General features: G+C 68.8%; 8 protein-coding genes. 5 read left to right on the forward strand and 3 right to left on the reverse strand.

The features are described from left to right. Window positions 1-339 precede the first annotated feature (339 nt). On the reverse strand, window positions 340-1,983 hold the full coding sequence (locus tag AC2W7M_RS15000) for an MFS transporter (protein WP_486133045.1): 1,644 nt from the start codon (window positions 1,981-1,983) through the stop codon (window positions 340-342). Between the two features lie 56 nt (window positions 1,984-2,039). Then, window positions 2,040-3,035 (reverse strand): glutaminase A, encoded by a 996-nt coding sequence (gene glsA / locus AC2W7M_RS15005; protein ID WP_486133046.1) that lies wholly within the window; start codon window positions 3,033-3,035, stop codon window positions 2,040-2,042. 574 nt (window positions 3,036-3,609) lie between these two features. On the opposite strand from glsA, the gene AC2W7M_RS15010 reads away from it, so the two are divergent. Continuing rightward, window positions 3,610-4,578 (forward strand): LysR family transcriptional regulator, encoded by a 969-nt coding sequence (locus AC2W7M_RS15010; RefSeq protein ID WP_486133047.1) that lies wholly within the window; start codon window positions 3,610-3,612, stop codon window positions 4,576-4,578. 13 nt (window positions 4,579-4,591) lie between these two features. Here the strand turns inward: AC2W7M_RS15010 and AC2W7M_RS15015 are convergent, their stop codons facing one another. Next, window positions 4,592-5,005, reverse strand: a complete 414-nt coding sequence (locus tag AC2W7M_RS15015; protein ID WP_486133048.1) for a thioesterase family protein — start codon at window positions 5,003-5,005, stop codon at window positions 4,592-4,594. A 314-nt stretch (window positions 5,006-5,319) separates the two neighbouring features. Between AC2W7M_RS15015 and AC2W7M_RS15020 the strand changes: the two genes are divergently transcribed. From AC2W7M_RS15020 to AC2W7M_RS15035, 4 genes are all read left to right on the forward strand, one after another. Beyond that, window positions 5,320-5,580, forward strand: a complete 261-nt coding sequence (locus AC2W7M_RS15020; protein ID WP_486133049.1) for a sulfurtransferase TusA family protein — start codon at window positions 5,320-5,322, stop codon at window positions 5,578-5,580. A gap of 25 nt (window positions 5,581-5,605) precedes the next feature. Then, window positions 5,606-5,968, forward strand: a complete 363-nt coding sequence (locus tag AC2W7M_RS15025; protein ID WP_121624640.1) for a DsrE family protein — start codon at window positions 5,606-5,608, stop codon at window positions 5,966-5,968. 64 nt (window positions 5,969-6,032) lie between these two features. Then, complete coding sequence (locus tag AC2W7M_RS15030) at window positions 6,033-6,569, forward strand: hypothetical protein (RefSeq protein WP_486133050.1); 537 nt, start codon at window positions 6,033-6,035, stop codon at window positions 6,567-6,569. A 74-nt stretch (window positions 6,570-6,643) separates the two neighbouring features. Further along, complete coding sequence (locus AC2W7M_RS15035; RefSeq protein WP_486133051.1) at window positions 6,644-8,020, forward strand: hypothetical protein; 1,377 nt, start codon at window positions 6,644-6,646, stop codon at window positions 8,018-8,020. The last annotated feature ends 46 nt before the right edge of the window (window positions 8,021-8,066 follow it).

Raw genomic sequence — 8,066 nt, forward strand, 5'->3', positions numbered from 1 at the left:
GCGGCGGTGCCCGGCGGCTGCGCTCGGCGGGCCGGCGTCTGCGCCCCGGCGGCGATGGGGAAGGCGGCCGTCGACCAAGCGAAAACGCTCGCCATGAGGACCCCGGCCGAACTTGCCCGCGTGAATCGGCGAGCGGCGCTTGTTGCCTGTGACGGCCACGGTTACCTCCAGACTGCCATTCCCCACCCTCCGAGCACGGCGGGCAGAAGACTCAACGCGTGGGACGGCGAAAGGTGCCCGTCGGCGCCTCGGTCATGGCGAAGTCTCGCCATGGCAACGGGCTCGGACAGGTCCTGCCGGAGCGCCCGCGGGGGATCGGGCGCCCCGGCAGGCGCCGCCTCATTTGGCGGGCGGCGTGGTATCCGGGTCAGGAATTTCGCCCGGCTTGTAGTCCGGCAGGCGCCCGGCCGGAATGATCGAGAGCAAGGCGATGCCCGCCATGAGCAGCAGGCCGATCTTCAGCGCCCGAAGGCGCGCCTCGGCATTCACCGCCACCGCCGCCGTCACCTGCTCGGGTGTGGCGCCGGCGGTCTCCAGCGTGGTCCGCAGCCGGTCGTTGGAGACGAAGTTGATGCTGTCGAGGTTCACCATGGCCTGCACCTCGGGGGTGAGGGTCGGCGTCGCCGCCACCCGGCCGAGTACGATGGTGGAGAGCAGCCCCACCAGCAGCGCGCCGGCGATCGCGGTGCCCACCGCCGAGGCGAGGTTGTTGGTGGTGCCGCGCAGCGAGCCGACGTCGCCCGCCAACTCCTTGGGCGAGGCCGTGACCAGCACGTTGAACACCAGCGTCACCAGCGAGCCCTGGCCGATGCCGAACAGGACGAGGCCGATCAGCACCGGCCCGGCGCTCCAGTCGTTGCGCACCACGAAGGCGAGCCACACCAGCGCCACCGTGCACAGCATGAAGCCGTAGCGGCCGATCTGGCGCGGCGTCAGCCTGTCGTAGAAGCGCACGATCAGCATCGCCGAGAAGAACACCGTCAGGTTGAACGGCATCATGGCGATGGCGGTGGCCAGCGGCGAGCGGCCCTGCACGATCTGGATGTACAGCGGCACCGAGAAGTTCAGCATCGCCTCCAGCGCCACCACCGCGAACATGGCGATCACCGCCGCCCACTCCTTGGGCGAGGTGATGACCTCCAGCGCCAGCAGTGGCGTCTTGCCCGCCTCCTGGCGGCGCTTGGTCCAGCGCACGAACAGCTGGCCCAGCACGATGCCCACCACGATGAACACCGGCGCAGGCGAGAGGCCGGCGATGGTGAAGGGCGCGGCGGGCGTCGCCACCGCCAGGCCCCAGCGGTTGAGATTGTTGAAGCCGAAGGAGATCAGCACGATCGCGGCGGCGGCGAGCACCACGCCCACGAAATCGATCTGCACCTCGGGGCGTCCGTGGTCCTGCTTCAGGCGGAAGCTGAGCACGAATACGATCGCCGAGAGCGCGATCAGGATGCCGAAGGCCGGGCGCCAGCCGATGAAGGTGCCAAGCACGCCGCCGATGAGGAAGGCGGTGACGCCCGCCGCCGCGCGGGCCGAGCCGAGCGCGCCGAGCGCGGTCGCCTGCTGGGTGCCGCGGTAATTCTCGGCGATCAGCGCCACCAGCGACGGCACGATGGCCGCCGCGGCGGCGCCGGACAGGCCCTGGGCGGTGATCATGACGCTGGCGTTGGGGCTGAAGGTCATCAGCACCTGGGCGGCGCCGAACAGCAGCACCGTGGCGCGGAACACCCTGAGCGCGCCGAAACGCTGGTTGAGCTTGGCGCCCAGCATCACGAAGCCGGCCACCAGCATGGAATAGACGACGATGCCGGTGGCGATGGTGGTGGGCGGAACGTTGAAGCTCTTCACCATGCCGCCGAGCGCCACCGGCAGCGAGGCGACATTGAACGACATGAGCACCTGGGCGAGGGCGATGGCGATCATCGGCACCCAGGAATCCTTGACCTCCTGGCCCGTGTGCGGGCTGGCCGCCGTGGCGTTTGGCATGGGCGTTTTCCTTCTGCGATCTGGTTCTTGTTGGGCTGAAAACACGCTGCCGACGGTCAGTCCTCGGGGCGCGAGACGAACAGGTCCATCCCCAATTGCTGCGAGAGGTAACGCGCGGCGAGCTGGCCCTTGATGCTGTTGCCGGCCGCGTCGAGCGGCGGCGCGAAGGTGCCGAGGCCGCCTTTGCCCGGCGAGACGGTGACGATGCCGCCGCCAATGCCGCTCTTGCCCGGCAGGCCGATCTCGTAGAGCCAGTCGCCGGAGGTCTCGTAGAGGCCGGCGGTGGCCATCACGGCGAGCGCGTAATGGCACACGTCCGGCTCGACCACGCGTTCGCGCGTCACCGGATTCACGCCGCCGTCCGCCAGCGTTGCGCCCATCACCGCGAGGTCGCGGGCGCTCACGTTGAGCGAGCACTGGCGGGTGTAGAGCTCGGTCACCTCTTCGGGGTCGCTGTAGATGGCACCGACGCTCTGGAGCATCCGCGAGATGGCGCGGTTGCGGAAGTTGGTGGCCACGGCCGAGGCGTAGACCTCCTCGTTCAGCGGCAGCGGCCGGCCGGCGAAGCGCGAGAGGCCGCCATGGATGAAGTCCCACTTCGCTTCGGCGTTCGCGCCCGGCACGAGGCTGGTGGTGGCGATGGCGCCGGGATTGACCATGGGGTTGGTGATGCCGCCCGGCATCGCCTCGATCGCCGCGAGCGAGTTGAAGGCGCGCCCGGTGGCGTTGGCACCGAGCTTCGCCCGCGCTGCGGTCGGGCCGATGAGGCCGCACACCAGCGCGAAGATGAAGGGCTTCGATACGCTCATGATGGTGAACTCATGGTCCACGTCGCCGGCGGCGTAGATGCGCCCGCTGGTGCCGGCGACGCAGATGCCGAACAGCTCGCGCGGCACCCGCTCCAGGGCCGGATAGACCTTGGAATTCTCGCCGTCCGCATTGTCCTTGAAGCGGCCATGGGCGCGCCGCACCAGGCGCTCGACCTCCTCGGCCTCCGGAAGATGGCCGGTGGAGATGTAAGCGGGGCCAGGCAGATCCTCGTCTCGGAACATGGGCGGCTTCCTTGTCCTTGGGTCGCGACGTCCTCGTGCCGCGGTGTCCTCGTGTCGCGTTCCGCGGCTTCGTGTCGTGTGCTTCCGGCAGGGCCTGTGCTCGGCAGATGTCCCGTGCGGATGTCCCTGCAAATGTCCCCTGCAAATGCCCCGTGCGAGCGCCGGGCGCGCGCCGTTGAAGGCGTCCGGCCAGTCGCCGCCAACCGTAAGGCTTAAGGCTCCATGGCTCAAGAAGATCGTGGGGCAAATTCTTGATGTCCGCTCCATTGATATTGCGATGCAATAGAATATTTGGCGTGATGCAATATAAGTGGTATCGCAAAAGGAAAAATGGATGAGAAAAGGCCGGAATTATTCTGATACCGTCTTTTCTCTTCGCATTGTCGTCCGATCCCCGCGTCGTTTCGTGCCCCCACTGCGCGTCGTTGGAGAGGGTTGCGAAAATGGACGATCTGGCCGATCCGCCGCGCCGCCCGTGTTTCGCTCGCGGGCGAAAGATGCCAATGTGAAGCTGAGCCGTAAACGCTGAATTCTCCTCAGTGCGGTGATGAATTCCAATCATAAGGCCGCAGGCATGTCGCTGAAGCGAGTTGATTTGAACTTGTTCCGGGTATTCGAAGCGGTCATGCACGCGCGCAGCGTCAGCGGTGCCGGAAAGGACCTCGGCGTGACCGCATCGGCGGTGAGCCACGCCTTGGCGCGCCTGCGCCTTGCGGTGGGAGACGAACTTTTCGTCTATGGCGACGATGGCATGGTGCCGACGCCGCGGGCGCTGGAGATCGCCCCCGCCATCCGCGAGGGCCTGGGCCGGATCGAGGATGCCATCGCCGCCAAGCCGTTCGTGCCGGCCGAGGCGGCGCGCACGTTCCGCATCGCCGCCAGCGAGTACGGCACCAGCGTGGTGCTCACCGGCCTGATCGCCCGCCTGGCGCGCAAAGCTCCGCAGATCGAGCTGTGTATCTTCCCCTACAGCCGCACCGACGTGGTCCAGCAGCTCGACGAGGGCCGGCTCGATCTGGTGGTGGGGTGGTTCTCGGACCTGCCCGAGCGCGTGCGCCGTGCCCCTCTCGTCACCGATCGCGAGGCCCTGGTGGTGCGCCGCGGCCATCCGCTCGCGGGCTCTCCGGTGACGCGCGAGGCGCTGTTCGCCTATCCCTTCGTGGTGGTGGAGCTGCTCGGCGCCGGCGACCAGGCCCTGGACGGCTTCGTCGACGACCGCGGCGTCTGGCGCCGGGTGTGGATCGACCGTCTGCTCATGGAGGCGGATGGCGACGGCGCGGCGGTGGCGCACGTGGCCGTGTCGCTGCCCCATTATGCTTCGGTGGGGGACATTCTTGTGCGCACCGACATGGTGGCGACGCTGCCGGAGCGGGTGGCGCGCCGCCTCGTGTCCGCGGGTGCGCACGTGGCGCTGGACCTGCCCCATGCCCCGCTGGAGGCCACGGTGGAAGCCATCTGGCACCAGCGCGGCGAGCGCGATGGCGGCCTTCAGTGGCTGCTCGGCGAACTGGCCGAAGCGGTCCGGGCCGAGGCCGAAGCCTGAGGCGGGGACGCCGTCAGTCGGCGCAGGATTGCGGCGCGTCGAGGCGCGCGCGCATCTCGTCCACGCGCGCCTGAAGCCGCGCCACCTCGACCACGCCCCGCTGGTGGGCAACCGTGCCGATGATGGCGCCTTCCGTCCGCACCACCGCCTCGAACGAGACCCGCCGGCCGTCGACGGCGGTGATCTCCGCCTCCACATCGACCTCGGCGCCCATGACCGCCGGACCGGAATGGACGAGCCGGACCTGGGCGCCCACGCTGTCATAACCCGTTTCCAGCATGGGCAGCAGCATGTCGCGGCACACCATCTCCACGTCGTAGAGCATGTTCGGGGTGCCGTAGACCCTCAGTGTCGGGCCCATGAAGGTAATTGCGCGCGCATCGTCCACCACGACGCGGCGCCGGGTGCGGGCGCCTAGCACGATCATTCCGCATGCCTCCGGTGGGTCAGCCTGTCCGGAGGATGGCAAAATCAGTTCAATAATGCAAGTAAGTCTTCGTCCGGGGGCGCGGTGGCCGGTTCATACCGCACTGCGCCTTGACGCGGCAGGAAGTGGGGCCCTAGTCTGACTGCGAGCATTGACGTGCCCCCAACGCCATGCCCCGTGAGGGCTGGTCCTCTGCAGTGGAAACCTGCAGGCGCTACAGGCGGCCGTCGGCTCCCCATCCCATTGAGAAAACGACAGATCCGGACCGTGCGCGGCGTCCTTGCGGGCGCGCGCCGCCGGTGGGGACGAAGGCCATGGCCGAGCGCGACGGGCGCGCCGATTGTTTCGGCGCGAGCGACGACTGGGACGCCGCCGACATGGGCTGCGGCGAGCTTGTCATCTTCCTGCGGCAGCGCCTGAAGGCCATGCCGGGGCAGGTCTTGCGCCTGACCGCCCGCGATCCCGGCGCGCCGGAGGACCTGCCGTCCTGGTGCCGCATGACCCGCAACGCATTGATTCATCACGATCCTGACGCCCACCAATTCTGGATCCGCTCCCGCACCGACTGGAGCTGAGGCCACCGAAAGAGGGAGAGAGTAGATGCCCGGAAAGTTCGTCGTCTCCATCAGCTGCGCCAAGAACGACACCGACAAGGCGACCGTCGGCTTCGTCATCGCCAACGCCGCCGTCGCCTCCGACAAGGAGACCGTGGTGTTCCTCTCCATCGAGGGGACGCGCCTGTCGCAGAAGGGATATTCCGACGACATCCACGAGGAAGGGTTCGCCGCGCTGAAGGATCTCATGAGCGCCTTCGCCGAGGCCGGCGGCACCATCTATGTCTGCTCGCCCTGCTTCAAGAAGCGCGGGCTCGACGAGAACAACCTGGTGGCGGGCGCCAAGATCGTCGGCGGCGCGAAGCTGGTGGAGTTCATGGGCGAGGGCGCCCCCTCCATCTCCTACTGATGCCGCGGGGCGGGACCGGCGCGGCCGCTCCCGCCACCGCCTTTGTTCCCGGAAGGACCGTGCCATGATCCCCTACCGCACCATGATCGCGGTCTTCCTCGCCGCCGCGCTCGGCTACGTGGCGCTGAGCTACGCTCTGTTCGAGATGCCGCAGACTGCGGCGGCGGCGGAGGAGTGCGGCTTCCTCGCCGACGAGTTCGTCTCCGCCGGCACGCTGACCTATGAGCGCAGCCAGGCGTTCGCCGTCAGCTTCATGCGCAAGCAGGAGTACTTCACCGCCGCGACCGTCGGCCTCGCCTTCGCCTTCCTCGCTTTCGCGCTCGTCGCCGGGCGCCGGGGCGGGGCGGCGGGGGCCGGGATGGCGGCGGGCGGCGGGGTGCTGGCGCTCTCCGCTCTGTGCATCTCCTGCCTCGCCCCGGTGCTCTCGCTGGTGGGGCTCGGCATCGCCGGCAGTGTTCTCGCCGACGTGCCGAAATGGCTGCTGACGCTCAACACCGCGCTGCTCACGTTCTGGGGCACGCTCTACCTCTCGCGGCGCCTCGCCACCTGCCCGCTGCCGGCGCGGCCGGTGGAGCAAGCGCTCGCCCATAACCAAAGCTAGATCCGGAGGACCTTCGCCATGCCCCGTTTGCTCCCGACCCTGTTATGTGGCGCCGCGCTCGCCTGCGCGCTCGCATGTCCGGCGGCCGCGCCGACGACGCGGCGCTGCTCACGCCGGCCAAGCCCGGCTGGCCGCTGGCCCACCCCATCGCCGACAAGGACATCCCGCCGCCGCCCTTCTCGCTCCTGGCGGACCGCCCGGTGAAGCCGGCCTACGTGCCGGGCCTGCCCGGCCTGCCGCAGGCGCGCGTCGTGACCGACGATTTCGGCCGCAAGCCGCCGAAGTTCGACGGCGTCTTCATCCGCAAGAGCCGGGTGGAGAACGGCGAGGTGGTGATCCCCGCAGGCGGCCTCGTCTTCATGGAGGACACATGGGGCGGCGAGGTGGCGCTGCGCGGCGAGCCGCTGCCCGTGCTCTCGCGCCTGCCCACCTATGTGGACTACGACATGACCATCGTGGTGAAGAAGGACGTGACCATCCCCGCCGGCGGCAGCGTCGCGGTGGGCGGGCAGGTCTATAATTACTATGCCACGGTCGGCCACGAGAAGATGGCGAACCACACCGTGCATGTGCGCACCATCGCCGGCACGGACTGGGAATGGGCGTTCGGCGCCCCGGCCTTCTCCGCCACCGAGACCGGCTGGTTCGGCGACCGCTTCGCCCAGCTCTACAACCAGGGCAAGGCGCGCGAGATCACGCCGAAGCAGATCACCTTCGACTGGCTGAGCGGGGTGCGCATGGACCGTATCCTCTTGGCGCAGGACAAGGTGTTTGCCGGCCTCGCCGGCGCCGGCGAGAGCTGGAAGGTGGGCGACCGCACGGTGCGCGTCAGCGCCGTCGATCCCGCCGCCGGAACGGTGACGCTGGACCTTCTGACCGGCGACAAGGTCACCGCCACCCGCACCCTCGGCCCGGTGAAGAACGACCTGCTGATCGAGGACACCGCCGCCCGCAAGGCGCTCGTCTTCGAGGACGGCGACATGGTGGCCTTCCTGTCGCCCTGGCCCAACGCCTTCGAGGGCGAGAAGGCGAACCTCAAGGTCTATGGCGGCGCCTACAGCCTGACCTACGGCGACGACTTCGCCGGCGACAAGCGCTTCGCGGTCTATCCCGTGGGCTGCCCCACCGGGCACAATTTCGGGTTCATGCTGGTCAACAAGGAGGAGATCCGCCTCAAGCCCGGCACCAAGGTGGACGGCCCGGAGGGCTATTTCCGCGTGGTGGTGGACAAGGTGGAGGGCGACAACGTCCTCTCCTGGCGCATCGAGGATGCCAAGGGCAACCGCTCGGTGGACCTCGGCGGGCCGAACGTCACCAATATCGACCTCGTGCTCGGCCAGGGCCGCGTCGCCGGCCAGGCGATCCTGAAGGATGTCGGCCGCGCCATGCTGGCGCGCAATTACGAGGCCATGGTGCGGATGGAAAACCGCCGCGACGGCGAGCGGCAATGACGGGGCGAAGGCGGCCGCGCCGGCCGGTCGCGGCGCCGCTGCGGCG

The sequence above is a fragment of the Xanthobacter sp. BG11Y11_SDJG genome (assembly GCF_057364445.1).

Coding starts and splice junctions, on each gene's coding strand:
- AC2W7M_RS15015 (WP_486133048.1), bottom strand. CDS start 5,005: ATGATCGTGCTAGGCGCCCGCACCCGGCGCCGCGTCGTGGTGGACGAT.
- AC2W7M_RS15035 (WP_486133051.1), top strand. CDS start 6,644: ATGTCCGGCGGCCGCGCCGACGACGCGGCGCTGCTCACGCCGGCCAAG.
- AC2W7M_RS15000 (WP_486133045.1), bottom strand. CDS start 1,983: ATGCCAAACGCCACGGCGGCCAGCCCGCACACGGGCCAGGAGGTCAAG.
- AC2W7M_RS15010 (WP_486133047.1), top strand. CDS start 3,610: ATGTCGCTGAAGCGAGTTGATTTGAACTTGTTCCGGGTATTCGAAGCG.
- glsA (WP_486133046.1), bottom strand. CDS start 3,035: ATGTTCCGAGACGAGGATCTGCCTGGCCCCGCTTACATCTCCACCGGC.
- AC2W7M_RS15025 (WP_121624640.1), top strand. CDS start 5,606: ATGCCCGGAAAGTTCGTCGTCTCCATCAGCTGCGCCAAGAACGACACC.
- AC2W7M_RS15020 (WP_486133049.1), top strand. CDS start 5,320: ATGGCCGAGCGCGACGGGCGCGCCGATTGTTTCGGCGCGAGCGACGAC.
- AC2W7M_RS15030 (WP_486133050.1), top strand. CDS start 6,033: ATGATCCCCTACCGCACCATGATCGCGGTCTTCCTCGCCGCCGCGCTC.